A 25,483-nucleotide genomic window follows, 5' to 3' on the forward strand; every position below is an offset into this window, starting at 1 on the left:
TTCCACCGGACAGAGTGCAAGGAACTCGACTAGGGTTCGCGGGGTGAAAGCCTTGCGTCGGTTCACTGTCCGAGCCCACATTCCGGAGCGCCTCGCCGCGCTCGGCCCCCTGTCCACCAACCTTCGGTGGTCGTGGCATCCCGAGACACAGGATCTGTTCTCGCGACTCGACCCCGAACTCTGGCAAGCAGTCCAGTTCGATCCGGTCCGCATGCTCGGGGAAGTCAACCCCACCCGTCTCGACGAACTCAGCAGTGACGAGGCATTTCTCGGTGACCTCGACACTGCAGCAGCCGATCTCGATGCCTATCTGAGCACGCCGCGCTGGTATCAGTCCCAGCAGGCCAAGGGCACATCGTTGGCTGGCGGAATTGCGTACTTCTCCATGGAGTTCGGAGTCAGCGAAGTTCTGCCCAACTACTCCGGCGGATTGGGCATCCTCGCGGGCGATCACCTCAAGGCCGCGTCCGACCTCGGGCTGCCGCTCATCGGCGTCGGACTGCTCTACCGATCCGGCTACTTCCGCCAGTCGCTGACCGCCGACGGTTGGCAGGCCGAGCACTACCCGCCGCACGACCCTCAAGGGTTGCCTCTTCGTTTGCTGACGGACGCAGGCCCGACTTCCGACGACGGATCACCGGTCGTCATTCACGTCGCGATGCCCGGTGGACGAGTGCTGCGTGCGCGAGTGTGGATCGCTCAGGTCGGACGAGTGCCGTTGCTGCTGCTCGATTCCGACATCTCCGAGAACGACGCGGATCTGCGCGGCGTCACTGACCGTCTTTACGGTGGGGACCAGGATCACCGCATCAAGCAGGAGATCCTCGCAGGTATCGGCGGCGTCCGCGCGGTGCGTGCCTACACCGCGGCGTACGGATTGCCCGATCCCGAGGTTTTCCACATGAACGAGGGGCATGCCGGATTCCTCGGCATCGAACGGATTCGGGAACTTGTGACCACCAGCGGTCTGGACTTCGATTCGGCTCTGGCCGCGGTCCGCGCCGGAACGGTCTTCACGACGCATACTCCGGTTCCCGCCGGAATCGACCGCTTCCCGGCGGATCTGGTCCGTCACTACTTCGGCGGAGCGAACGGCGAGAACGAATCGAGTTTGCTTCCCGGACTGACCGTCGACCGCATCGTCGGGATGGGGCGCGAATCCGATCCGTCGATCTTCAACATGGCGCACATGGGTCTTCGCTTGGGCCAGCGAGCCAATGGCGTCTCGAAGTTGCACGGCATCGTCAGTCGCGACATGTTCAACGGACTCTGGCCGGGATTCGACGCCGACGAGGTGCCGATCGGATCGGTCACCAACGGTGTCCACGCTCCGACGTGGGCTGCGCCGGAGTGGATGGACGTGGCCAGGCGGATCGTGGGGCAGGAGCAGCTCGAAGAAGCGCGCGGTTGGGAGCGCCTACACGAGTTGTCGGCCACCGAACTGTGGGAAACACGTAATGCGTTGCGCGGCAAGTTGGTCGACGAAGTCCGTCGTCGCGTCCGAGCGTCGTGGCTCGAACGCGGCGCGACCGAAGCTGAACTCGGCTGGACCACTGGAGTTTTCGATCCCAACGTCTTGACTGTCGGATTCGCCAGGCGCGTGCCTACGTACAAGCGGTTGACGCTGATGCTCCGTGATCCCGAGCGTCTGCGTGCGATGTTGCTCGACGAGAAGCGTCCGGTGCAGTTGGTGGTGGCCGGTAAGTCGCACCCCGCCGACGACGGCGGTAAGGCACTCATCCAGCAGGTCGTACGGTTCGCCGACGAAGCGGATGTGCGTCACCGCATCGTTTTCCTGCCCGACTACGACATGTCGATGGCCCGGTACCTCTACTGGGGCTGCGACGTGTGGCTCAACAACCCACTTCGCCCACTCGAGGCGTGCGGCACTTCCGGCATGAAGTCCGCGCTCAACGGTGGACTCAACCTCTCCATTCGCGACGGATGGTGGGACGAGATGTACGACGGCGAGAACGGGTGGGCCATTCCGACGGCCGACGGTGTTCTCGACGACGTGCGGCGTGACGATCTGGAAGCCAGCGCCCTCTACGAACTTCTCGAGCACGCGGTACTGCCGACGTTCTACGACCGTGATGCAGCCGATCTGCCGACACGCTGGGTCGAGAGGGTTCGCCACACCCTCGAGAATCTGGGCCCGAAGGTGTTGGCATCACGCATGGTTCGTGACTACGCCGTCGACTACTACGCCCCTTCGGCGGAATCAGCTCGAGCGGTAGTGGCGGACGATTTTGCCGGCGCGCGTGAGGTGGCCGAGTTCCGTCGTCGCATCGAATCGCAGTGGCCGTCCGTCGCCGTCGAGCAGGTGGACGGTTCCGGCTTGCCGGACACTCCGGAGATCGGTGCGACCATCTCGTTGAAGGCCAAGGTCCGCCTCGGCGGCTTGTCGGTCTCGGATGTCCAGGTCCAGGCAGTCCTGGGACGCGTCAGTCCGGGCGAGGAACTCACCGACGTGGTGACGTTCCCGATGACACACTTCGGCGCCGAGGACGGAACCGAGATCTTCGAAGCCGAGGTTGCACTTCCGGTCTCCGGTTCCGTGGGATACACCGTGCGGGTGCTGCCGCATCACCGGTTGTTGGTCGATGCGTCCGAACTCGGGTTGGTGACCACTCCGAGCGTCTGACGTATTGCATTCTGCCCCGGTCCGTTCGGTCGGTACCGGGGCAGAATTGTGCCAGCGTGAGAACTGGCTCAGGGGCGTGAGTCACGGATGCGGGTGAGCGCCTTGCGGACGACTTCGGGGTTGGTCGTCTCCCAGAAGGGCGGCAGCGATGCGCGAAGGTAACCCGCGTATCTCGCCGTGGCCAGACGCGGATCGAGCACGGCCACCACGCCCTTGTCGTCGGTGCTGCGAAGCAGGCGACCCACGCCCTGTGCCAGGAGCAGCGCCGCGTGATTGGCCGAGACGCTGAGAAAGCCGTTACCGCCATGGGATTCGATGGCTTGTTGGCGAGCCATCAACAGTGGATCGTCCGGGCGCGGGAACGGAATCCGGTCCAAGATGACGAGGCTGAGCGATGGGCCAGGGACATCGACGCCCTGCCACAGGGACAACGTGCCGAACAGTGACGTGGGTTCGTCCTTGGCGAAGGCCTTGACGAGGGTGCCGGTGGCGTCGTCGCCCTGGCACAGGATCGGGGTGTCGAGGCGTTCGCGCATCGCCTCCGATGCGGCTTTGGCGGCGCGCATCGAGGAGAACAAGCCGAGGGTGCGTCCGCCGGCAGCCTCGACAAGTTCGGCGATCTCGTCGAGATAGACCGGGGAGAGGCCGTCGCGGCCGGGCGTGGGCAGGTGGCGGGCAATGTAGATGATGCCGGCCTTGGCATGGTCGAAGGGCGACCCGACGTCGAGCGAGTTCCAGCGGAAAGCAGAAGCGTCAGAAGGTGCTTCGGTGCCGATGGCGGTACCCGAGTCGGGTCGCACCGACGATTCCGCGGGAAGGCCCCAGTTGACGGCGAGACCGTCGAACGATCCGCCGACGGTCAGTGTCGCGGAAGTGAGAACGACGGTGGATTCGGCGAACAGTCGCGAGCGCAGCAATCCGCCGACGGAGAGCGGAGCCATCCGGACGGAGCGCCGCACCGATCCGCGGAACTCGTCCGAGGACAGCCAGACGACGTCCTTGCGTTTGGCCGGGTCTGGTTCGTCGAAAGCGGTGAGAATGCGCACGGCACTGTCGTGGACGTCGTCGACGGACGAGAGCGCAGCGTTGCGGGCTGCAGCGGCTTCGGGGTCTGCGGCTGCCATGCCCGGTTTGGCCGGACCGATCGCGGTGCGCAGCGACCAGGCCGCGTCGCGTATCGCGGCCAGTGCGGGCGCCGCACCGTCCGGGAGGCCTTCCCATCGACCTGGACGCAATTCCTCGAGGAGTCCAGCCCAACCCTCGCCGGCAGCTTCGAGTCGGTCGGCGTCCTGCTCTTCGGCGATCTTGCCGCAACGCCTGGCCGCGGCACTGATCGACGAAGCTGTGAGATCGGCCGTGGCAACGCCGGTGACGCGGTCGACCAACTCGTGGGCTTCGTCGATCACCACGACGTCATGGTCAGGGAGGATCTGGATGCCGGTGATGGCGTCGATAGCGAGCAGTGCGTGGTTGGTGACGACGACGTCGGCCTTCGACGCCTCGACGCGGGCGCGCTCGGCGAAGCAGTCCTCACCGACCGGGCACTGGTTCTTTCCGATGCACTCGCGGGAGGTGACGCTGACCTGCCGCCACGCCTGATCGGATACGCCCGGCACCAATTCGTCACGATCACCGGTTTCGGTGTCGGAGGACCATTCGGTGAGGCGGACGACCTCCCGGCCCAGACGCGAGACCGTGAACGGATCGAACAACTCGTCCTCGGGCGGCTGTTCGGACGCGCCGGTGTGGATCTTGTTCATGCACAGGTAGTTGTTGCGGCCCTTGAGGATAGCGAACTCGGCGCGCCGGCCGAGTGGCTTCTTCAGTGCATCGGCCAGCCGTGGCAGATCTCGATCGACGAGCTGGCGCTGAAGCGCGATGGTGGCGGTGGACACGACCACAGTGCGCCCAGACTCGACCGCATGGCGCAGGCTCGGAACGAGGTAGGCGAGTGACTTACCGGTACCGGTGCCGGCCTGGACGGCCAGATGCTCGCCCGTGTCGATCGAGTGCGCCACGGCCGACGCCATCGTCAGCTGACTGGTTCGTTCGGCACCGCCGAGCGACCGCACCGCTGTCTGGAGCAGTTCGGGAACGTTCGGGAGTTGATCGGCCACCCACGAAGGTTAATGGATCCCTACGTCAGAAACGTCCACGGATGATTCCCGGGGTAGTTCCCCGGCATTCGAGTCTTCTTCCGACGACGCCTCGTCTCGCCCGATCAGCTGCACTCCCGCCTCCTGCATCTGTACCAATGCCGACTCGATCGTGGCAGTCGACACACCTGCGGTGAAGGGGAGAAGGACCGTCGTGGCGAATCCCGCGCGCGCCGCGTCGATGGCCGTGGCCTTGACGCAGTGATCTGTGGCAATGCCGATCACGTCGACGTCGGTGATCTTGTGGGCGCGGAGCCAGTCCTCGAGCGTCGTGCCGTCCTCGGCTGCTCCTTCGAAACCGGAATAGGCCGCGCTGTAGGCGCCCTTGGAGAAGATCGCCGAACCGGCGACGGAAGCGTCGAACGCCGGATGGAACTCGGCGCCGGCCGTCCCGACGACGCAGTGAATCGGCCAACTGTCGACGAAGTCTGGGGTCTCGGAGAAATGCGCCCCAGGATCGATGTGGAAATCGCGAGTCGCGACTACGGCGTCGTACTCGTGGGAGTTGACGAAATCGTTGACGGCCGCCGCAACCGCAGCACCGCCGCCGACCGCGAGAGCGCCACCTTCACAGAAATCGTTCTGAACGTCGACGACGATCAGTGCTTTTGCACTCACTGGTGCTCACCTCCGGAGAATCGAACGGGCACAGCCGAGTCTCCGCGCGAGAGCTTGAGTCCTTCCCACGGCAGGCTCACGAGCCCGGCCTTCAGAACTGCGCGGCTCTCTTCGAGCGTCGGTGCGCTCTCGACGACCTTGCCTTCGCGAACCAACGGGATCAGCAGTTCGGTCGCGCCGTCCGCCTCGGAAACCGGAGCGGGCGAGCCGGCAGGGTAGATGACTTCTTCGACGATCGTTCCGGTCGGGCGAACCACGCGCAGTGCTTTCTTGGCGCCGCCGCGAGATGCCTTGTTGGTACTTCTCTTCTCGACCGCGATTCCGTCGACCTCGACCAGCTTGTAAACCATGCCTGCCGTGGGCGCGCCCGATCCGGTGACCAGTGAAGTACCCACGCCGTACGAGTCGACGGGTTCGGCGCGCAGAGCCGCGATCGCGTACTCGTCCAGGTCGCCTGAGACGACGATGCGTGTCTTGGTAGCACCGAGATCGTCGAGTTGTTGGCGTACCTGACGAGCAAGAACGCCGAGATCGCCGGAGTCGATGCGAACCCCACCCAGCTCGGGACCGGCAACGGCGACAGCCGTTTTCACACCCTCGGTGATGTCGTAGGTATCGACGAGCAACGTGGTGGATACGCCGAGTGCCGCGACCTGACCGCGGAATGCCGCTGCCTCGTCCGGACCGTCTTCGGTGGTGTGCAGGAGAGTGAAGGCGTGTGCACTGGTACCTGCGCTGGGAACGTCGTGACGCCGCGCGGCTTCGAGGTTGGAGGTGGCGTCGAAGCCGGCGAGATACGCGGCACGTGAAGCGGCGACGGCGGCCTGTTCGTGTGTACGACGCGAGCCCATCTCGATCATCCGTCGACCGCCCGCTGCGCTCACCATGCGGGCTGCGGCCGAAGCGATCGCGCTGTCGTGGTTGAGGATCGAGAGAATCAAGGTTTCGAGGATGACGCACTCGGCGAACGTTCCGCGGACCGAGAGGATCGGTGATCCGGGGAAGTAGAAGTCGCCCTCGCGGTAGCCGTCGATGTCACCGGAGAATCGATAGTTGCGCAGCCACTCGACGGTCGTGTCGTCGAGGAACTTCGCAACGATCGCCAGTTCCGGTTCGCCGAACCGGAACTGCTCGAGTGCGTCGAGAAGGCGTTCGGTACCGGCGACGACGCCGTAGCGACGACCGTCTGGCAGCCGCCGTGCGAATACCTCGAAACTGCAGTTGCGGAAGGCAGATCCGTCGGCGAGAGCCGCCGAGAGCATGGTCAGTTCGTACTGATCGGTGAGCAGTGCGGTGCTGGCACCGGCGTCGCGGATGTCGGAAATTTGCGTAGGCACGCACACAACTCTATGCGCGAGACGACGTGGGTGGGTGTTGTCGCCTCTCGTCGCGCCGTACCCTGGATACATGGTTTTCGGCGGCGCGACCGTGTCCGGCACTTACTCGGCGAACGTAACGATGAGAGGCGCTACGGCTTCCTCTCCTCAAGCCACGCCCGAGCAGTCGGAGGCTGTTGCGACCATCGAAGCCGCAGATCGGCCCTGGGTGACCATCGTCTGGGACGACCCGGTCAATCTCATGCATTACGTGACTTACGTGTTCCAGAAGTTGTTCGGTTACAGCAAAGCCAAGGCCACCGACCTGATGATGCAGGTCCATTCGGAGGGCAAGGCCGTGGTCTCGAGCGGTTCGCGCGACAAGATGGAGGCCGATGTTCGTCGCCTCCACGCTGCCGGTCTCTGGGCCACGATGCAACGCGACGACACCTGAGAAAAGCCCTGAGAAAAGCACTTTTTCGACCGATTTGTTCGCCTAACTCGTAGACGGGAGTCCGACGCGTGCGGACGTGGAGTAGGAAGAGTTCACTCGGCGGAGTGAAGTTCAAGTCCGAGATGGACGGCCACGAGGCGGCGGTTCTGCGCTCGCTCGTGGAGTCGGTGACCGGGCTTCTCGACGAGCGCGCGTCTTCGGCGCCGCAAGACGAGCTCGCCGCGCTGACGGGCCTTCGTACCGGAAATTCGGAGACGCCCGACAATCCGGTGTTGGCGCGTTTGCTTCCCGACTTCCAGCGCACCGATCCGGACAAGGTCGCTCCGGACAGTGACGATCTCGACGACGCCGGCGCCAATGTCAACGGCGCGCTGCGTAGTTTGCACGAACCCGAGATCATCGACGCCAAGCGTGAGTCCGCTCGCATGTTGTTGGCTTCGCTTCCGGAGGCCGGCGGCAAGGTCGTTCTCACGCAGGAACAGGCCGATGCGTGGCTGTCCTCGCTCAACGACGTCCGTCTCGCGCTCGGAACCAATCTCGGCATCGACGCCGACACCCCGGAGAGCCTCGAACCCGACGACCCGCGCGCCCCGCATCTCGACGTCTATCACTGGTTGACGTGGATGCAGGACTCCCTCGTCCAGGCGCTCATGCCATGACCACGACGCGGACCGGGCCCACTGATTCACTGACAGATGTCGCCGGCCTCGCTGTCGGCCATCACCACAAGCTCGACGAGGGAGCCACTCTCGGAAGCGGCGCAGCCACCGGCTGCACGGTCGTGCTCGCGTCGGCCGGTGTGGTTGCCGGAGTCGACGTCCGCGGCGGCGGTCCGGGTACCCGCGAGACCGACCTACTCGACCCGAGCCATTCGGTCCAGCAGGTCAATGCCGTGCTGTTGACCGGCGGTAGTGCCTACGGACTTGCCGCGGCCGATGGAGTGATGCGCTGGCTCGAGGAACACGATCGCGGGATCGCGATGGGTGCTCCTGGTCAGGTGGTACCGATCGTGCCCGGCGCCGTGATCTTCGATCTGCCGGTGGGGGACTGGACCGTTCGTCCGACCGGAGACTTCGGATTCCTCGCTGCCGACACCGCTTCGCGCGAATTCGCCACGGGCACGGTCGGCGCCGGCGTAGGTGCCAGAGCCGGAGCGCTCAAGGGTGGGGTGGGAACGGCCAGCGTCGTGATCGCCGACGGCCCGGCCGAGGGTACGACGGTCTCCGCGTTGATCGTGGCGAACCCGGTGGGTTCGGTCTTCGATCCCAGAACAGGCTTGCCGTGGGGCGTCGGCTCGGACGGGGCGGAGTCGTTCGGGCTCAGGCTTCCCGACGCGTCCGAACTCGCGGCGGCCAACGCCGTTGCAGCCAAGGGAACAGTCCTCAACACCACGATCGGTGTGGTCGCCACTGACGCCGCCTTGACAAAAGCCGGGTGCCGACGCGTCGCCGTCGCAGGGCATGACGGTCTGGCTCGTGCGATTCGGCCCGCGCATTCGCCGCTCGACGGCGACACGATCTTTGCGCTCGCCACCGGCGATCACACTCCGAATTCGGAGATCGCGGTTCCGGCCGCTTTTCCGAACGATCTGCCGATACTCGATGCGGTGTGTGCCGCCTCGGCGCAGGTCGTCGAACGTGCGATCGTCACAGCGATTCTCGACGCCACGTCGGTAGCCGGAATCCCGAGCTACCGCGAACTCTTTCCGTCGGCATTTCTCTAGGCAGCGCTCCGGGAATCGGCGGTAATCTCGAATTGAGCCTGGTCGCGAGTGACCGAATCAGAAAACCGGATCGACGGTGGAGGACGCACACGATGACGATGGATTTCAACAATCCGGACTTCGGCACCCGGACGCCGGCACCGAAATCCGGTCCGCCCTCGGTGTGGAAGCAGTCGGCCGTGTTGGTGGGCGGCTTCGCGATCCTGCTCTACGTGATCGAGATCGTGGATGTCATCTCCGGTCAGAACGTCCAGAACGCCGGCGTCACCCCGCGCACGCTCGACGGCCTGTGGGGAATCCTGTTCGCCCCGGTCCTGCACGACGACTGGGCTCACCTGATTGCCAACACCATTCCGGTCCTGATCCTCGGGTTCCTCGTGCTGGTGTCGGGAATTGCGCGCGGACTCGCGGCGACCGGCATCATCTGGGTGATCGGCGGTGTCGGGACCTGGTTGTTCGCCGGCTCGAACTCGAATCACGTCGGTGCGTCCGTGCTGATCTTCGGCTGGGTCACCTACCTGCTGGTGCGCGGGTTCTTCACACGGAGCTTCACACAGATCCTGATCGGTGTTGCCGTCTTCGTCGTGTACGGCGGAGTGCTGTGGGGCGTTCTGCCGAGCGATCCACGGGTTTCCTGGCAAGGACATCTGTTCGGAGCGATCGGCGGCGTGGTGGCCGCCTGGGCGCTGACGTCGAGGGAGAGGGCCAAGCGCGCAGGGTCGGCGCCGGCCGTCCGACCACCGAGTTTCTGAACGGACGTGGGTCACACCCTCGCTGCGGTGTGACTTCGACGCGCCAAAACCACCAAGAGCTTTTTTCCAGACGGGTAGACGTGGCAGCATGACCGGTATGCGCATGACCGTCCTGGGGTGTTCCGGCAGCGTCACGGGTCCGGATTCACCGGCTTCGGGATACCTGCTCACGGCACCGGGAACTCCGCCGCTCGTGATCGACTTCGGCCCGGGAGTTCTTGGGGCGTTGCAGCGATACGCCGATCCGGGCGAGGTGACGATCCTGCTTTCGCACCTTCATGCGGACCACTGTCTCGACATGCCCGGCCTGCTCGTCTGGCGTCGCTATCACCCCAACCCGCCGGTCGGGAGGGCTCTGGTTTACGGCCCCACCGACACGGCCTGCCGCATCGGAGTGTCCTCCGCCGAGTGTGCCGGCGAGATGGATGACATCTCCGACACCATCGACGTCCGGCTCTGGGCCGAGAACGAGCCGGTGACGTTCGGAGAACTGAGCGTCGTCGCCCGTCGGATGTATCATCCACCCGAGGCTTACGGTTTCCGGATCACCGGCGCCGACGGCCGCGTGCTCGTCTACACCGGTGACACGGGTATGTGCGACAACGTCGTCGAACTCGCCCGTGGAGCGGACGTGTTGCTCTCCGAAGCTTCGTGGACCGACAGTCCGGATCGCCCCGAGGGAGTTCACCTCTCCGGTAAGGAAGCCGGCCGTGTGGCTGCCCTCGCCGGCGTCAAGGAACTTCTCCTCACGCACATCCCGCCGTGGACCTCCCGCGAAGACGTGATCGCCGAAGCGAAATCCGAATTCTCCGGACCGGTCCATGCCGTCTCCGCCGGAAGCGTCTACGACATCTGATTCCCCTCACATTCGATGCAGTGCCGACCGGGCGACCGCTAGGCTCACGAAGGTGACTACACGAGAAGACGGTAGGGCGGACGACGAGCTCCGCACGGTCAAGATCACCCGGGGGTTCACCAGTCATCCGGCCGGATCCGTTCTGGTCGAGTTCGGGAACACTCGCGTCATGTGCACGGCCAGCGTCGAAGAGGGTGTACCCCGCTGGCGCAAGGGCTCCGGCTTGGGTTGGCTGACAGCCGAATACGCGATGCTTCCCGCCGCCACGCACACACGCAGTGGCCGCGAATCGGTCAAGGGCAAGGTCGGCGGCCGTACGCAGGAGATCAGTCGACTCATCGGCCGATCACTTCGGGCCTGCATCGATCTCGCTGCGATCGGCGAGAACACCATCGCCCTGGACTGTGATGTCCTCCAGGCCGACGGCGGTACCCGCACCGCGGCAGTGACGGGGGCGTACGTGGCCCTGGTCGACGCCGTGACGTACCTGCGCGCAGCCGACCTGCTCTCCGACCCTCAGCCCATCTCGTGTGGCATAGCGGCCGTCAGCGTCGGCGTCGTGGACGGACGAGTGCGCCTCGATCTTCCGTACGAAGAGGATTCGCGCGCCGAGGTCGACATGAATGTCGTGGCCACCGATACCGGCACGCTGGTGGAAATCCAGGGAACCGGTGAGGGCGCCACGTTCCCGCGCTCGACGCTGGACAAGCTGCTCGACTCCGCTCTGGCTGGTTGTGAGCAACTTTTCGAGATCCAGCGTCAAGCGTTGGCCGAGCCGTATCCCGGGGTGCTACCCGAACCGAAGAATCCGGAACCCAAGAAGAAGTTCGGTGCCTGAGCTGTGAGCGTACGAGTATTGGTTGCCAGCCGAAATGCCAAGAAACTGAAGGAACTTCACCGGGTGCTCGACGCCGCTGGAGTGAACGGAATCGAACTGGTCGGGCTCGACGAGGTGCCGCCGTTCCCCGAAGCCCCCGAGACCGGTGCGACGTTCGAGGAGAATGCACTCGCCAAGGCACGTGACGGCGCGGCGGCAACCGGAATGCCTTGCATCGCAGATGATTCCGGTGTCGAGATCGATGCACTCAACGGTATGCCCGGCGTGCTGTCCGCGCGATGGTCGGGCACTCACGGAAACGACGGCGCCAACACGGCGCTTGTCCTGGCTCAGCTGGGAGACGTGCCAGACGAGCGGCGCGGCGCGGCATTCGTCTCCGCCTGTGCACTGGTGATCCCCGGAGGCGACGAGACTGTCGTGCGCGGCGAATGGCGCGGGGTGATCGGCCGAGAACCAGCCGGCGACGGGGGTTTCGGATACGACCCCATCTTCCGTCCGGACGGCGACACCCGCTCTGCCGCAGAACTCACCCCGGCCGAGAAGGATGCGGCGTCACATCGAGGGCGCGCGCTCGTACAGCTCGTTCCGGCATTGTCCGCACTGGCCGGCTGAACCGAATCCGAAAAGTAGAGCCCTGAACGCGTCGCGTTCAGGGCTCTACTTTTCGAAACTCTCAGAGCTGATAAGCCTGCTTCACCTGGGCGGTTCGCTTGTGCTCGAACACGAACGACAGGAACGGGATCGTGCCGGCGAGCGCGGTGGCAACCGTCGTACCGGGCTTCCACCGGGCCTTGATCGCCAAGTCGATCGTGAACACGAGATAGAGCATGTAGAACAGGCCGTGGATCTGACCGATGTAGAACAACCACGACGGTGCGTCCGCCGAATTGTCGAGAATCAGGTACTTGTAGACCATCTCACCGGTCAGGAACAGCAGCCAGAGGCCGGTGATCCAGGCGAGAACGCGGTATCGGACGAGCGCCGACGCAACCTTCTTCTGCTTTTCTGCGTTGACTGCGGGGGTAGCGATGCTCGCTTCCGAACCGGTACTCACGTCGTGCTCCTATCGGACTCGCGAGCGGCGAGCTGCGCAAGGTAGTCGTTGTATTCCAGCATTTGGCGGGCTTCAGGGTCGTCGACGTCGAGGTTCACATCGTCGAACTCGGCCTGCGGGCGTTGCGGCAAGAGGTCGGCGGGAATCTCACGCGGCTCCGCGGCGGCTTCCTCGGCTTCGGCCTCTTCGGGGTCCACGTCTTCGAGCTGAACGAACTTGCGATACGCGTACACGACAAACGCCGCGAACAGCGGCCACTGGAACGCGTACCCGAGATTCTGTCCCGAGCCTCCGACGGCTTCGAAGCGCTCCCACTGCCACCAGCCGAGCGCGAGGCAGCCGGCAGCTGACACGATGACCAGCAGAATCAGCGCAGGTCGGCGTTTAGTAGCGTTCTTGGACACACTAAGACGGTACCTGAGAGCTATAGTGCCTCGCCCTGCGATCTCCGACACGGTGTCGTAGGGCGTTTCAAATCGTCGTGTCCGATACACATCGGAGGTCCTGGACTCACGTCACATCGATTTTCCACAGTGCGAAAAGCGATGATCGCAAAATGTCGCCAGTAACCTGACGGGGATAGTCGAGCCGTGGGTTGGATGCCCCGGTATCCCTCAGTCTTTGATTTGCTTCATCCATTGGAATGGCCACGTCCGCAGTGCGGTAGGAGAGAACGAAACCGACGTCACCGTTTCCTCCTGGAATGGGGATCGCATCTGACTTCACGACTGCTGGTGGGTGCAGCACAGTATCGACTCGACCTCGTGCGAGCGTGCGCGTATGAGCTAAGAACAGGACGTCGCCAACTCTGAACGGCGCGGCACCCGTATACCGGTACCAGTCGAGCCAGTACTTTTCGCGAGGGCCGGTGCTGCTTCGCGCTCGCACCTTACTCTGGCGGCGGATCTTCTTTTCGGCCTCGGACACCTTGTAAGCGGCGCTTTCGTCGAGAAAGACTCGGGTTATCGGTACGGGAAGAAAATCCGGCTCGGGTGTGGTCTGGCCGGCGACGCCAACAATATCGGCCCCCTGACCCTCATTCCAGACCTTGCGTGCGTGAACAAGGAAGTTAGCGTCGAGTTCCGTGGACTGAGCAATCAGGTTCATGACGAAGTCCCGAACCTGATTGATCACTGACTTTTGATCAGTGATGATTGTTGCTTCATCCGCACGCTCGGAATTAGCTGAAGCGTTCGCTGATCCGACGACCGCGAAAAGCTCAGTAGCGATGACCTTCGCATGGAGCGTGCCCACCGAGACGACACGCACACCACGTTCTATGAACTCCTCGATGGCATCTGGGGAAGTGGCGTGTGCGCGAATAGAACGGTCTGAGGCGTTCACCACCAGAACATCTCGTGATTTCAGAGGTAAAAGGCGTGGCGCATCTACGCCGAGGTAGGCCACTGCGACGTACCGGGGGCCGCGAGTCTTGACGGCTTTAGTTATTTCCGGCCAAGGGTTCGGCCCAAGGAATTTCGTAGTCATAGCTGTGATCTAACTGCATCCAGTTGGATTAGCGTGAGATTTGCGACTCATGAATGCAATTTCTCGGTGATCTGGACGATGGACTTGTATGTGCGCTATGCCCATCCTCACCCGCAACGCCAGGCACTGAACACATTCACCCAGCTGTGCTGCATCGATAACCTCGGGGTGTATCCGAAAGCAGGGGAGTGTTTCATGCACATCAGAGTCATTCGCCCGGTCATCGACACCACACTGACTCCGGCGGTGACAGACGAGGTGGAGCACTGGGCGGCGCCCGGCACGACGGTCGATGTCGTGTCACTGCTCTCTGGCACGGCGAGCATCGAGTCCGAGTACGACGAGGCACTGGCCGGCCCCGGGATCGTGCAGCGGGTCGAAGAGGCGGCAGTCGACGGCGTCGACGGTGTATTCATCACGTGTTTCGCCGATCCTGGAGTGCATGCCGCCCGAGAGATCATCGACGCTCCGGTGGTCGGCGGCTTCGAGCCGTCATTTCTGACAGCGATGAGTCTGGGCGATCGCGTCGGTGTCGTGACCATCCTGCCGAACGTCGTGCCCATGCTGCGATCGCTCACTCGGCGGTATGGGCTCGATAGTCGGCTGGGCAGTATTCGAGTCGTGGACATGCCGGTGCTTGGCCTCACCGATCGGGAGGAACTGATCGATCGACTGGCCGCTCAGGCGTCTGCGGCAGTGGAGAACGGCGAGGCCGATTCCGTCGTTCTCGGTTGCACCGGGATGCTCGGTGTGGCCAGTGCGGTCCGAGACAGGCTGCATGGCAAAGGGATTCACGTTCCGGTTGTGGATCCGACGGCGTCGGCGATCACGTGGTTGGAGAGCTCGGTCCGTCTGGGGCTGACGCCGAGCCGGACGACATACATGACCCCGCCGGTCAAGGCTCGAAAGCGCTGAGCCTGATCTAGAACCGAAAAAGCCCCGCCGGATCTGATCCGGCGGGGCTTTTCGTTGTGCGCGAGGGGGGACTTGAACCCCCACGTCCTGAGACACTGGAACCTAAATCCAGCGCGTCTGCCAATTCCGCCACTCGCGCGCGGAATTCAAAGGATACGCGAGTGGAATCGCTCGCGGGCACACCACCCTGGTCGGGATGCGCCCGCCCGCTCTCAGGCCGTTTCGGCGAGTGGATCCGCTGCGGGCGGCGTGGTGGATTTCTTCGATCTGCGAGGTTGCTCGGCCGTGCGTTGATACCGCCACGCAGCGTGGGTGAGTGTTGGAACATCGACATCGAGATGTTCGGCAACCGCAACGAGCAACTCGGCTGCGTCGGTGCTCGACAACAATTCCTCGCTACTGCTTGCTTCGGTGGCGAACCGTGCAAGTAGATCTATCGAAGTTGCCGTCAACTTCCCGGACAGGAACACCAGCGTCTCGAAGGTCCTGGGGCCCAGGCCTGGAACGGAGACGACTGCCGAACGGAGGCCTTCGGTGTCCTCGACGTCGGCACCGCACCGGCAACCGGCGTCGGCGAGCGCTTTGGCCGCACGAGCCGCGCCTTCGGCTTTGGTGAAGTAGTTGCCCGGCACGCGCTGGCGATTGCCGAGAATCGTTGCGAGCTCGTCGCCACGGTCGGTGAAGGCGGCGAGAGCGGACAAGCTGTCGAGGTGTTCGCCTGCGGCTACCGAGCGGTGTGTGCGCCAACGGTCGACGACGGCGCGGACTCCGGTCTTCGGTGTTCCGTAGGCGGCGCGCGACGAGAAGATCGCGTCGAGAAGGGCGGCTTCGGACTCGCGCGGCCATCCCTGATTCCAATGCGGCCACGCCTCGCGCGGAAGCTCGGCGCCGATGAATTCGGCCGCTCTGACTACGTCTGTGTCTTTCATGTTTTCTCCCCCCGAGAAGTCGTCCGGTGTGGACGCGCTGAACGTAGCGAGGGGGTCCGACAGATGGTGGCCCGGAACGCACGGGATCGACCGTCCGTCAAGGAGGTCACGAATTGGTAACAATAAATATGAGGGGTTCCTCAGGTTTCTGAAAATCCCGGTAACAGTCCCAGGCAGGGCGTTCGCGACCTACTCGCGAGTCACTTTCTCGAAGTCCCGTGAGGAAGATCACGGCCTCGAAAGTCCAGATTTCCAGGGTGCCGACAAACGTGAGGAAATCCTCATGATTCTGTGTAAACCTTGTCTTGCACGAACGCCCTGACTCCGTCGATTCTCTCGACGAATTCGCGAGCACTTCAGCCGGGCAGCACACCGCAAATCCCACCTCGCCGCAGAGGTGACCAGGAGAGGACGTACGCGTGACGATCGATGACACGACACCTACAGGAAACGGACGCGACTCGAAGGGTGGACGCCGTTTCGGCGTCGATGGGGGACAGTCCCGCACGACCAGCAAAGGTGCCCTCGTCGATTCGCTGAACAACGGCGTTTCCTACGCAATCGCTTTCGGTGGACAGGGCGCTCCCTGGCTCACTTCGCTCGAGGAGCTCAGCCGTGACAACGGCCTGGAGCCCGTTCTGACCGATCTGGTCAATGACGCAGCAGCACGCCTCGCGCCCGTCGCACAGGATCTCCTCGTGGTTCGCCCGGTCGGATTCGATCCGATCGCGTGGATGCTCGAAGCCGAGATCGTCGACGAAGAAGAAGGTGAGAAGTCGGCCGGGCCTTCCGCTGCCGCGCTCACCGCAGCTCCGGTGTCACTCCCCGGCGTCTTCCTCACGCAGCTTGCGGCGTTGCGTGCACTCTCCGCTCAGGGTCTGGATGTAGCCGGCAACCCGCCTGCTGCCGTCATCGGCCACTCGCAGGGCCTGCTGGCCACCGCTGCCGTAGCCGCGCAGGGCAACGACGACGGTGAACTCCTCGCCGTCGCACAGCTCGTCGGTGCTGCTGCCAGCCTGGTCGGCCGTCGCCGCGGCGTCATCGCCGGCGCCTCCGCGAAGCCGATGGTTGCGGTCTCGGGCGTCGATCCCGAGCGTCTCGCCGCCATCGTCGCCGAGCTTGCCGAGGGTGTTGCCCCCGAACGCGCGGCTGTTCTCGCCATTCGCAACGGCCGTCGCCGCGTCGTTCTCGCCGGACCGCCCGCTCAGCTGGCACGCGTGCAAGAGCGTTGCGAGCAGATCGAAGCCGAAGAAGCTCGCGAGCGAGAGGGCAAGAAGCGTGGCGGTTCCGTCTTCGCTCCGTCCTTCGATCCGCTCGACACCGAAATCGGCTTCCATCACCCAGCATTGGCCGAGGCCGTCGAACTTGTCGGCAGCTGGGCAACCCGTTGCGGTCTCGATGCCGACCGTGCGCGTGAACTTGCACAGGGTGTCCTCGTCGATCCGGTCGACTGGGTCGAGGCTGTCGACGGCGCAATCTCCGCCGGCGCCAAGTGGATTCTCGATCTCGGGCCCAGCGATCAGCTGACCCGTATGACGTCCTCTTCGCTGCGTGGGCAGGGCATCGGCATCATCGCCGCCGCCACCCGCGGCGGACACCGCAATCTGCTCACCCCCGGTGCTGCGCCTGAGGTCTCACGTTCGTGGAGCGAATTCGCGCCGAAGCCTGTTTCGCTTCCCGGTGGCCGCATCGGCGTCGAGACGGCGTTCACGAAGCTGACCGGTCGTTCACCCATCCTGCTCGCAGGCATGACGCCGACGACGGTCGACGCCAAGATCGTTGCCGCGGCAGCCAATGCCGGTCACTGGGCTGAGCTCGCCGGTGGCGGACAGGTCACCGAGGAAATCTTCGAAGACCGTGTCGCAGAGCTGAAGATGCTGCTCGAGCCGGGCCGCGCGGTCCAGTTCAACTCCCTGTTCCTCGACCCGTACCTGTGGAAGCTGCAGCTCGGTGGCAAGCGCCTGGTGCAGCGTGCCCGTACTGCCGGCGCTCCCATCGACGGCGTCATCGTCACCGCCGGTATCCCGGAACTCGAAGAGGCCGTTGCCCTCATCGACGAGCTGTCCGAGATCGGCATCACCAACATCGCGTTCAAGCCCGGCACCGTGGCGCAGATCCGCTCCGTGATCCGCATCGCCAACGAGGTTCCGAACTTCCCGGTCATCGTCCACATCGAAGGCGGCCGCGCCGGCGGACACCACTCGTGGGAAGACCTCGACGACCTGCTCCTCGACACGTACGCCGAGCTGCGTACACGTCCGAACTTGGTCATCTGCGTCGGCGGCGGCATCGGAACCCCCGAGCGAGCAGCCGATTACCTCACCGGTCGCTGGTCTGCCGCAGCCGGTTTCCCGGCCATGCCCGTCGACGGCATCCTGGTCGGCACTGCAGCCATGGCGACTCTAGAGGCCACCACCTCGCCCGAGGTCAAGCAGCTCCTCGTCGACACGCCCGGAACACCGGATTGGGTCGGTGCCGGTACCGCTGAAGGCGGAATGGCCTCTGGCCGTAGCCAGCTCGGTGCCGACATTCACGAGATCGACAACGCGGCTTCGCGCACCGGACGCCTCCTCGACGAGGTTGCCGGCGATTCCGAGGCAGTGGCCGAGCGCCGCGACGAGATCATCGCCGCCCTCGACGTCACCGCCAAGCCGTACTTCGGCGACGTCGAGACCATGACGTACGCACAGTGGCTGCGCCGCTACCTCGAGCTGACCGTCGGCATCGACGCGGCGAAGGAATTCGATTGCGGCGCAGATCTTCAGGACGCCATCGTCGAGGCGACCTCGAGCCCGTGGCTCGACATCACCTGGCGTGCTCGCTTCGGCGAGATGCTCCAGCGCACCGAGGCGCGTCTGCACCCGGTCGACCGTGGCCCGATCCCCACACTGTTCGGCGACGCCGAGACCCTCGAGCGCCCCGAGGCTGCGATCTGCGCACTGCAGGCGTCGTACCCGGACTACTCGACGACGGTTCTGCATCCCGCAGACGTCTCGTTCTTCACCTCGTTGTGCAAGACGCCGGGCAAGCCGGTCAACTTCGTTCCCGTCGTCGACGGTGACGTTCGCCGTTGGTGGCGCAGCGACTCCCTGTGGCAGGCACACGATCCCCGCTACACCGCCGATCAGGTTTGTGTCATCCCCGGCACCGTCGCCGTCGCGGGCATCACCCGTGTCGACGAGCCGGTCGGTGACCTGCTCGATCGCTTCGAGAAGGCGACCTACGACGAATTGGTTGCTGCCGGAGCCGCTCCGGTTGCACTCGCGAGCCGTCGCCACCAGGATTCCGCACCCGGACTTCTCGACGCCGTCCTCTCCGCTCCCGACCTCCAGTGGGCCGGCCGCCTGACCCAGAACCCCGTCCGTCGCCTCGGCGACCTCGACGAGTGGAACGCAGAGTCTGCCGACAAGGCAGTTCACGGCACCACGGGGTCCAGCTTGACCGTCGTCGATTCCTCGCACGTGCTGCTCTCGGTTCCGTTGGTGGCAGACAAGTCGGTCGACATCACGATCACCATCCCCGAGTCCGTCGTCGACGGCGGCGCTCCGGTTGTCACCGAGGCAGACGCCGAGGGTGCGATGTCCGCGCTGCTGGCAGTTGCTGCCGGACAGGAACTTCCGACAGTCAAGAACGGAAAGGCCCGCCTCAACGTCGCGTGGGTTCCCGATCGCATCGCCGATCACGCCGGTGTCACCGGTTCCGGCCTGCCCACCACGCTCAGTGTCAGCGGCAAGGCTGTTCCGGACGTCGTCGTCGGAGCATGCTGGCCTGCAGTGTTCGCAGTCCTCGGCGCAGCCAAGCTCGACAGTCTTTCCGTTATCGAAGGCATGCTCGACCTGGTCCACCTCGACCACACCGTCGACTTCGTCGGTGAACTTCCCTCCGAGACAAGCATTCTCGTGGTCAATGCCGAGGTCGCCTCGGTTCTCGACACCGACCTCGGTCGCGTCGTCGAGGTCAAGGTCGAGGTCGGTGCCATGCTCGGCGAGGGCCTCGACGCCCCCGCAGTCGTCACCATGACCGAGCGTTTCGCGATCCGCGGACGCACCGGCGCTGGCGAACTCGCCGACCCGGCTCGCGCAGGTGGATCGATCAGCGATGCGGCTGTCGACACCTCGCGTCGTCGTCGCCGTGACGCGAAGATCCTCGCGCCGGTCAGCATGGGTGCGTTCGCTCAGGTTTCCGGTGACCACAACCCGATTCACACCTCCGACAACGCCGCTCTGCTGGCCGGCCTCGGAACCCCGATCGTGCACGGCATGTGGCTCTCCGCCGCTGCGCAGCAGGTAGTCACCGCAGTCGACCCGGCCGAGACCCGCGTCCCGCCGCGCCGCCTGACCGCCTGGACCGCCCGCTTCCTCGGGATGGTTCGCCCCGGCGCCGAGATCGACGTCCGCGTCGACCGTGTCGGCATCGACCAGGGCGCAGAAATCGTCGAGGTCGGCTGCCGCATCGACGGCGAACTGGTGATGGTCGCCACCGGCCGCACCGCCGCGCCGAAGACCGTCTACGCCTTCCCCGGCCAGGGCATCCAGCGCCCGGGCATGGGCCTCGACGCTCGTGCACGCTCCAAGGCCGCCCGCGACGTCTGGGAGCGTGCGGACAAGCACACCCGCAAGGCGCTCGGATTCTCGATTCTCGCTGTCGTGCGCGACAACCCGGTGACCGTCAAGGCGCGCGGTGTCGAGCACAAGCATCCTGACGGTGTCCTGCACCTGACTCAGTTCACCCAGGTGGCCATGGCCGTTCTCGGTGTTGCCCAGGTTGCCGAGCTGCGCGAGTCCGGAACCTTCATCGAAGATTCCCTTCTGGCCGGTCACTCGGTTGGTGAGTACAACGCACTCGCTGCTGTCGCCGAGGTCTTCCCGCTCGAAGCACTTCTCGAGGTCGTCTTCCAGCGTGGCTCCGCCATGCACCAGCTCGTTCCCCGGGACGAAGCCGGACGTTCCGACTACCGCATGGCTGCTATTCGCCCGTCGCAGATCGGTGTTTCCGACGACGACGTGCAGGGCTTCGTCGCCGGTGTCGCCGAGACCTCCGGTGAGTTCCTCGAAATCGTCAACCTGAACCTGCGCGGCAGCCAGTACGCCATCGCCGGTTCGGTAGCCGGTCTCGACGCACTCGAGGTCGAAATCGATCGTCGCCGAGCAGAATTCGGTGGCAAGCGGGCATACATCCAGGTTCCCGGCATCGATGTGCCGTTCCACTCCACCGTCCTTCGTGGCGGCGTGGCGGACTTCCGCGTGTGCCTGCAGGACTTGCTCCCGCACGACATCGATCCGGACATCCTGATCGGCCGCTACATCCCGAACCTGGTTCCGAAGCCGTTCTCGCTGCGTCGTGACTTCGTTCAGGAAATCGCCGACCTGGTGCCGTCCGAGCCGCTGCAGGAAGTCCTTGCAGATTTCGACAGCTACGCAACGCGCACCCACGAGTTGTCCCGCATCATCCTGATCGAGCTGCTGGCTTGGCAGTTCGCCAGCCCGGTCCGTTGGATCGAGACGCAGGACCTGCTCTTCGGTGACGAGTCCGAAGGTGGACTCGGGGTCGAACGCTTCGTAGAGATCGGTCTCGGCGCTGCCCCGACCGTTGCGAACCTCGCGTCGCAGACCCTCAAGCTGCCGGGCCGCTTCGGCTACCCGGTCGAGGTTCTCAACGTCGAGCGCGAAGCTGCGATCGTCTACGGCACCGACGTCGACCCCGCCGTCGATGACGACGACGAGATCGAAGCGCCTGCTGCGCAGGCTGCACCGGTTGCCGCGGCCGCTGCTCCGGTTGCAGCTGCTGCGCCGGCTGCACCCTCGGGTGGACCGCGTCCGGACGACCTCACCTTCAAGGCGCCCGACGCCACGAAGGTCCTGATCAGCCTGTGGACCAAGCTCCGTCCCGATCAGGTCGGCCCCGCCGACACGATCGAGGCACTGTGCGACGGCGTCTCCTCGCGTCGTAACCAGCTTCTGGTCGACCTCGGCTCCGAGCTGTCCCTCGGCGCCATCGACGGTGCCGCGGATGCCGACATGGGCTCCTTGGGAGCAACCGTCGACAAGCTCGCCCGTACGTACAAGCCGTTCGGACCGGTGCTCTCCGATTCGATCAACGATCACCTGCGCAAGGTCTTCGGCCCCTCGGGCAAGCGTCCCGGCTACATCGCCGACCGCGTCAAGAAGGTCTGGGAACTGGGCGACGGCTGGGCGCACCACGTCACCGCAGCAGTGGCTCTCGGTACCCGTGACGGCGCCAGCATCCGCGGCGGCGACCTCGGTGGCCTGAGCTCCGGCGCACTGGCCGACGCCGCAGCGGTCGACGCAGTCATCGACAGCGCAGTTGCCTCGGTCGGCTCTGCACGCGGAGTCAGTGTCTCGTTGCCGGCTACCGGCGGCGGAAGCGGCGGAACCGTCGACGCAGCCGCCCTGGGTGAGTTCACCGAGAACATCACCGGGCGCAACGGCGTTCTGGCCTCGGCTGCACGCCTGGTGCTCGAGCAGCTCGGACTGAACGAAGAAGCGGCAGTCGCGACGGTCGAGGACACCGAACTGGTCGACCTGGTCTCGGCTGAACTCGGCTCCGACTGGCCGCGTCTGGTTGCTCCGGCATTCGACGCACAGAAGGCCGTGCTGCTCGACGACCGTTGGGCAAGTGCGCGTGAGGATCTCGCTCGTATTTGGCTCGGTGACACCGCGTTGTCGGTCGAGAACTTCATCGGTGCCGGTTCCACCGTCGCCGCACAGGCCAAGTGGTGGGCCACCCGTGCAACCGACGAGGGCCGCACGGCGCTCGCCGAGGTCTACACCCGCATCGTTGATGCAGCCGTGACGACAGAATCCGACGCACCCGAGTGGGCAGGCGAGGTCGCAGTAGTGACCGGCGCCAGCAAGGGTTCCATCGCGGCAGCCGTCACGGGCAAGCTCCTTGCCGGTGGCGCAACGGTATTCGTGACCACCTCACGACTCGACGGTCAGCGTCTGGGCTTCTACCGCGACCTGTACCGCGAGAACGCTCGCGCCGGTGCCGCCCTCTGGGTGGTTCCCGCGAACATGGCGTCGTACACCGACGTCGACGCACTGATCGACTGGATCGGCAACGAGGCCACCGAGAACGCAGGCGGCGCAAAGAAGCTCATCAAGCCGGCCATGACGCCGACGATGCTCTTCCCGTTCGCAGCTCCGCGTGTCGGCGGCGAACTCTCCGACGCCGGCGCTCGCGCCGAAATGGAAATGCGCGTGCTGCTCTGGTCGGTGGAGCGCCTCATCGGCGGTCTGTCGAAGATCGGTTACGACAGCGATGTCGACACGCACCTGCACGTAGTGCTGCCCGGTTCGCCGAACCGCGGAACGTTCGGCGGCGACGGTGCTTACGGTGAGGCCAAGGCTTCGCTGATCGCCGTGGTCAACCGCTGGAAGGCCGAGCGGAACTGGGCCGAGCGGGTCACGTTGGCACACGCGGTCATCGGTTGGGTTCGCGGAACCGGACTCATGGGTCACAACGATCCGATCGTCGACGCGGTCGAAGCTGCGGGCGTCCGCACCTGGTCCACCCAGGAGATGGCGACCCAACTGCTGAAGACGGCAACCCGCGAGTCGCGGCGCGCTGCAGCAGAGGCTCCGCTCGAGGTCGACTTGACCGGCGGACTGTCCGAGGCCAACCTGGATCTGGGTGCTTTGGCCAAGGAAGCTGCCGAGGTTGCCGAGATCGCCGAGGCTGTCGACGAAGCAGTGGACGAGTCCAGCATCCTGGCGCTGCCCACGCCGGCTCGCATCGACGACTCGGTCAAGGCTCCGAGCTGGCCCGAACTGGACGTCACCCCCGCGGACCTCGTGGTCATCGTGGGTGCCGGAGAGCTCGGACCCTACGGTTCCTCGCGTACCCGCTTCGAGATGGAGGTCGACGAGCAGCTCTCTGCCGCAGGCGTTCTCGAATTGGCGTGGAACACCGGACTCATCGTCTGGGAGAACGACCCCAAGCCGGGCTGGTACGACGTCGAATCCGGTGACCTGGTACCCGAGGCGGAAATCGCCGACAAGTACCACGACGCAGTCGTCGAGCGTTGCGGCATCCGTCGCTACGTCGACGAGGGCGCGATGATCGACAACACCGCTCCGCTGCTCACCTCCGTGTTCCTGGACAAGGATCTGAGCTTCGTGGTCGGCAGTGAGGCAGAGGCTCAGGCCTTCGTCGAATCCGATCCGGAGAACACGACGGCGACGGTTTCCGCCGAGTCCGGAGACTGGACAGTCACTCGCCGCGCAGGCACCGAGATCCGCGTCCCGCGCAAGATGAAGCTGACCCGTAGTGTCGGCGGCCAGATCCCGACCAACTTCGACGTCACCAAGTGGGGCATCCCCGCCGACATGGCAGATTCGGTCGACCGCGTCGGACTCTGGAACATCGTCGCAACGGTGGACGCCTTCCTCACCGGCGGCTTCACTCCGAGCGAACTGCTCCGCTGGGTACACCCGAGCCTGGTCGCCAACACGCAGGGCACCGGCATGGGCGGCATGACCTCCATGAGGAGCCTGTACATCGACACGCTGCTCGGCGAGAACCGTCCGAACGACATCCTGCAGGAAGCGCTGCCGAACGTCATTGCAGCGCACGTCGTTCAGTCGTACGTCGGCGGTTACGGCGCGATGGTTCACCCCGTCGCCGCCTGCGCCACGGCAGCGGTATCCGTCGAAGAAGGCGTCGACAAGATCCGACTCGGCAAGGCGCAGTTGGTTGTTGCCGGCGGGTTCGACGATCTGAGCACGGAAGGCATCATCGGCTTCGGTGACATGTCGGCAACTGCCAAGACCGAGGACATGCACGCCAAGGGCATCGAGGATCGCCGCTTCTCGCGGGCCAACGATCGTCGCCGCGGCGGATTCGTCGAGTCGGCCGGTGGCGGAACGATTCTCCTCGCTCGCGGAGACCTGGCACTCGAGATGGGCCTGCCCGTCCTCGGTGTGGTCGCCTGGGCCGGATCGTTCGCCGACGGTGTCCACACCTCGATCCCGGCACCGGGACTCGGAGCACTGGGCGCCGGACGTGGGGGAGCGGATTCGCAGCTCGCACTCTCGCTCAACGCTCTCGGCGTGAGCGCCGACGACATCGCCGTGATCTCCAAGCACGACACCTCCACTGCCGCCAACGATCCGAACGAGGCAGAGCTGCACGAGCGCCTCGCCGGGGCATTGGGACGCAGTGAAGGTGCGCCGATGTTCGTGGTCTCGCAGAAGAGCCTGACCGGTCACGCCAAGGGTGGTGCCGCAGCCTTCCAGCTGATCGGGCTCTGCCAGGTACTGAGCCAGGGCATCGTCCCGCCGAACCGCAGCCTCGACTGCGTCGACGACAAGATGGCCGAGTTCGAGCACCTCGTGTGGGCACGTCAGCCGCTCAAGTTCGGTGATCAGCTTCCGCTGCGTGCCGGCCTGCTGACCAGCCTCGGCTTCGGTCACGTCTCCGGCCTGATCGCAGTCGTTCACCCGCAGGCATTCGTCGAGTCGGTTCCGGCCGACAAGCGCGCCGACTATGTTGCTGCGGCGCAGCAGCGGACGATCGACGGTCAGCGCCGCCTCGCCAAGGCGATGTGCGGTGGCGACAGCCTTTACGAGCGCCCGGCGGATCGTCGCCTCGGTGCCGACGGAACGCCGGCCAAGGCGTCGCGTCAGCTCGAAGCGGACATGCTGCTGAGCGAGGACGCACGACTCGGCGCAGATCTGGTGTACCGCTCGAATCTGCCCGGCTGCAAGTAATAATCACGG

17 protein-coding genes and 1 tRNA gene are annotated in these 25,483 nt (G+C 64.9%); 10 read left to right on the plus strand and 8 right to left on the minus strand.

Going from position 1 to position 25,483, the window contains the following annotated elements; genetic code table 11:
* Window positions 1-43: 43 nt before the first annotated feature.
* The gene (gene glgP / locus CPI83_RS10765; RefSeq protein ID WP_021333461.1) at window positions 44-2,644 is read left to right on the plus strand and encodes an alpha-glucan family phosphorylase; all 2,601 of its coding nucleotides are present in this window, start codon (window positions 44-46) and stop codon (window positions 2,642-2,644) included.
* Window positions 2,645-2,712: 68 nt separating this feature from the next.
* On the opposite strand, the gene CPI83_RS10770 is transcribed toward glgP, so the two are convergent.
* From CPI83_RS10770 to CPI83_RS10780, 3 genes are read right to left on the minus strand one after another with little or no spacing between them, the layout of a single operon-like run.
* Window positions 2,713-4,761, minus strand: a complete 2,049-nt coding sequence (locus CPI83_RS10770; RefSeq protein WP_019749155.1) for an ATP-dependent DNA helicase — start codon at window positions 4,759-4,761, stop codon at window positions 2,713-2,715.
* Between the two features lie 9 nt (window positions 4,762-4,770).
* Window positions 4,771-5,418 (minus strand): isochorismatase family protein, encoded by a 648-nt coding sequence (locus CPI83_RS10775; RefSeq protein WP_097387202.1) that lies wholly within the window; start codon window positions 5,416-5,418, stop codon window positions 4,771-4,773.
* A complete protein-coding gene (locus CPI83_RS10780) occupies window positions 5,415-6,755 on the minus strand; it encodes a nicotinate phosphoribosyltransferase (RefSeq protein WP_020970036.1) in 1,341 nt (446 codons plus the stop codon). Before CPI83_RS10780 ends, CPI83_RS10775 begins: the two co-directional genes overlap by 4 nt.
* Before the next feature lie 121 nt (window positions 6,756-6,876).
* On the opposite strand from CPI83_RS10780, the gene clpS reads away from it, so the two are divergent.
* From clpS to rdgB, 7 genes are all read left to right on the plus strand, one after another.
* Window positions 6,877-7,188 carry an ATP-dependent Clp protease adapter ClpS gene (clpS, locus tag CPI83_RS10785; RefSeq protein ID WP_029255695.1) on the plus strand — a complete coding sequence of 104 codons (312 nt, stop codon included), beginning with the start codon at window positions 6,877-6,879 and terminating at the stop codon, window positions 7,186-7,188.
* Between the two features lie 68 nt (window positions 7,189-7,256).
* Window positions 7,257-7,847, plus strand: a complete 591-nt coding sequence (locus tag CPI83_RS10790; RefSeq protein WP_003945318.1) for a DUF2017 domain-containing protein — start codon at window positions 7,257-7,259, stop codon at window positions 7,845-7,847.
* The gene (locus CPI83_RS10795) at window positions 7,844-8,911 is read left to right on the plus strand and encodes a P1 family peptidase (protein WP_020970034.1); all 1,068 of its coding nucleotides are present in this window, start codon (window positions 7,844-7,846) and stop codon (window positions 8,909-8,911) included. The genes CPI83_RS10790 and CPI83_RS10795 overlap by 4 nt, the downstream gene beginning before the upstream one ends.
* Before the next feature lie 92 nt (window positions 8,912-9,003).
* Complete coding sequence (locus CPI83_RS10800; RefSeq protein ID WP_020908272.1) at window positions 9,004-9,663, plus strand: rhomboid family intramembrane serine protease; 660 nt, start codon at window positions 9,004-9,006, stop codon at window positions 9,661-9,663.
* Between the two features lie 97 nt (window positions 9,664-9,760).
* A complete protein-coding gene (locus tag CPI83_RS10805) occupies window positions 9,761-10,519 on the plus strand; it encodes a cyclic nucleotide-degrading phosphodiesterase (protein ID WP_198586368.1) in 759 nt (252 codons plus the stop codon).
* A 52-nt stretch (window positions 10,520-10,571) separates the two neighbouring features.
* The gene (gene rph / locus CPI83_RS10810; RefSeq protein ID WP_003945332.1) at window positions 10,572-11,357 is read left to right on the plus strand and encodes a ribonuclease PH; all 786 of its coding nucleotides are present in this window, start codon (window positions 10,572-10,574) and stop codon (window positions 11,355-11,357) included.
* Between the two features lie 3 nt (window positions 11,358-11,360).
* Window positions 11,361-11,969 (plus strand): RdgB/HAM1 family non-canonical purine NTP pyrophosphatase, encoded by a 609-nt coding sequence (gene rdgB, locus CPI83_RS10815; RefSeq protein ID WP_046378799.1) that lies wholly within the window; start codon window positions 11,361-11,363, stop codon window positions 11,967-11,969.
* Between the two features lie 61 nt (window positions 11,970-12,030).
* On the opposite strand, the gene CPI83_RS10820 is transcribed toward rdgB, so the two are convergent.
* The 3 genes from CPI83_RS10820 to CPI83_RS10830 form a co-directional block, all read right to left on the minus strand.
* On the minus strand, window positions 12,031-12,411 hold the full coding sequence (locus tag CPI83_RS10820) for a DUF3817 domain-containing protein (protein ID WP_003945334.1): 381 nt from the start codon (window positions 12,409-12,411) through the stop codon (window positions 12,031-12,033).
* The gene (locus CPI83_RS10825) at window positions 12,408-12,815 is read right to left on the minus strand and encodes a hypothetical protein (RefSeq protein WP_021333455.1); all 408 of its coding nucleotides are present in this window, start codon (window positions 12,813-12,815) and stop codon (window positions 12,408-12,410) included. Before CPI83_RS10825 ends, CPI83_RS10820 begins: the two co-directional genes overlap by 4 nt.
* Before the next feature lie 106 nt (window positions 12,816-12,921).
* Entirely contained in the window at window positions 12,922-13,899 is a 978-nt protein-coding gene (locus tag CPI83_RS10830; RefSeq protein ID WP_069147358.1) for a hypothetical protein, read from the minus strand.
* Between the two features lie 195 nt (window positions 13,900-14,094).
* Here CPI83_RS10830 and CPI83_RS10835 point away from each other — a divergent pair, with 195 nt between their 5' ends.
* Window positions 14,095-14,814, plus strand: coding sequence for an aspartate/glutamate racemase family protein (locus CPI83_RS10835; protein ID WP_097387204.1), 720 nt, complete (start codon window positions 14,095-14,097; stop codon window positions 14,812-14,814).
* A gap of 57 nt (window positions 14,815-14,871) precedes the next feature.
* On the opposite strand, the gene CPI83_RS10840 is transcribed toward CPI83_RS10835, so the two are convergent.
* Together CPI83_RS10840 and CPI83_RS10845 are read right to left on the minus strand one after the other, a co-directional pair.
* Window positions 14,872-14,953 (minus strand) — tRNA-Leu (locus tag CPI83_RS10840).
* A gap of 73 nt (window positions 14,954-15,026) precedes the next feature.
* Entirely contained in the window at window positions 15,027-15,743 is a 717-nt protein-coding gene (locus CPI83_RS10845) for a hypothetical protein (protein ID WP_020908269.1), read from the minus strand.
* A gap of 419 nt (window positions 15,744-16,162) precedes the next feature.
* On the opposite strand from CPI83_RS10845, the gene CPI83_RS10850 reads away from it, so the two are divergent.
* The gene (locus CPI83_RS10850) at window positions 16,163-25,474 is read left to right on the plus strand and encodes a type I polyketide synthase (protein ID WP_097387205.1); all 9,312 of its coding nucleotides are present in this window, start codon (window positions 16,163-16,165) and stop codon (window positions 25,472-25,474) included.
* Window positions 25,475-25,483 lie beyond the last annotated feature (9 nt).

Origin of the sequence: Rhodococcus sp. H-CA8f (assembly GCF_002501585.1) — a bacterium.
In the GTDB taxonomy this organism is placed as follows: Bacteria; Actinomycetota; Actinomycetes; order Mycobacteriales; family Mycobacteriaceae; genus Rhodococcus_F; species Rhodococcus_F erythropolis.